The 1,394-nt window shown below is 31.1% G+C and carries 3 protein-coding genes; all 3 read left to right on the top strand.

Annotated elements, in window-relative coordinates; all coding sequences use genetic code 11:
• Positions 1 to 180, top strand: a 180-nt coding sequence (locus B3J44_RS01655) for a hypothetical protein (protein ID WP_286965207.1), incomplete at its 5' end; no start/stop codon positions are given.
• A 34-nt stretch (positions 181 to 214) separates the two neighbouring features.
• Entirely contained in the window at positions 215 to 361 is a 147-nt protein-coding gene (locus tag B3J44_RS01660; protein WP_286965209.1) for a hypothetical protein, read from the top strand.
• Between the two features lie 465 nt (positions 362 to 826).
• Complete coding sequence (locus B3J44_RS01665) at positions 827 to 922, top strand: GNAT family N-acetyltransferase (RefSeq protein ID WP_286965300.1); 96 nt, start codon at positions 827 to 829, stop codon at positions 920 to 922.
• Positions 923 to 1,394 lie beyond the last annotated feature (472 nt).

A 1,394-nucleotide genomic window follows, 5' to 3' on the forward strand; every position in this document is an offset into this window, starting at 1 on the left:
TCTAAAACAAAATATATCGTTTTTGAATTAGCGGGATTAGGACCTGATGATGCAAAAGAAAACTACGATATAGTTAGAAATGAAATTAAAAATGGAGGTGCGGCAATACTGGTTGATTGGGCTGAAGATATGAGAGACAATTGTGATAAGTTTATAACTTTAGAATGGACGTCAGTTTAAATTGATATAAAATTCATGCAAAAAATAATAAAATATGACAGACAAAGAAAAAATAATCCAAAATTATATCGAAGGATATAATCAGTTTGATATTGAAAAAATGATTGCAGATTTTGACGAATCTATTGTCTTTGAAAACATTCAAAATGGCGAAACCAACTATGACTTTGAGATGGAATAAAAGAATTTAAAGCTCAAGCCGAAAAAGCCAAAGAATATTTTTCGGCAAGAAAACAAACCATTATATCATTCATACAAGATGAAATTACAGCGATAATCGACATAAATTATTATGCTGTTTTAGCGATAGATTTCCCAAACGGATTAAAAGCGGGACAAGAATTAACGATGAAAGGAAAATCAATCTTTCAGTTTTTGGATGATAAGATTGTCAAACTGACCGATATGAGTTAAAGTTATGAGTCTAAAAGTAAACATCAGAAAAGTAGAAAAACAAGACTTGGATTTTGTCTACAAAGCAATCTGCGAACTCGAAAATGAAGTTTTAGATTTTGAGGTTTTCCAAACGAATATTTAATGAAAACATTTCAAATCCAAAAAATCTGTATCTAATTGCCGAAAACCAAACTAGAAGGTTTCGGTTTTATAAGCTTTCATACCCAAAATCTCCTTGCATCACTGCGGATTGGTTGGTGAAATTCAGGAGTTTTTCATTCGTCAAAAATATCGTGGTCAAGGCATTGGACGATTATTGATAAATGAAGATTTTAGATTTTGCTGAGAAAAATGATTTAAAAAGTATCGAAGTAACGACAAATAAAAAGCGAGTCGAGAATGTAGCGATTTATGAGAATTTGGGTTTTGCTTTGAGTCATAATAAGTTTACGATTTATAAATAAGTAAAGAATTATCAGTTTAGTTTGTCATTTCGACGAAGGAGAAATCTTCACGAGAAGCTCGACAAAGATTGGCTTGTGGGAGCGGAGTTACTTGCGAAGATTTCTCCTTCGTCGAAATGACAAGATTGTGTTTAGGCAAGTTTTGTAAAGGTTTTAATTGATTTTAATTTCACATATTTTCAAATCCATGATAATTCAAAAAGCCAACATAACCGACAACGAAATTCTAACTTCAATAACCAAAAAGTCAAAAGCTTATTGGGGATATTCGGCAGAACAAATTCAGAAATGGGATAAAAATTTGACTATTTCTCAAGATTATATTAGAGAAAATAACGTTTTCAAATTGGTAGA

The organism is Flavobacterium sp. UBA4854 (assembly GCF_002399805.1).
Lineage (GTDB): Bacteria > Bacteroidota > Bacteroidia > Flavobacteriales > Flavobacteriaceae > Flavobacterium > Flavobacterium ginsengisoli.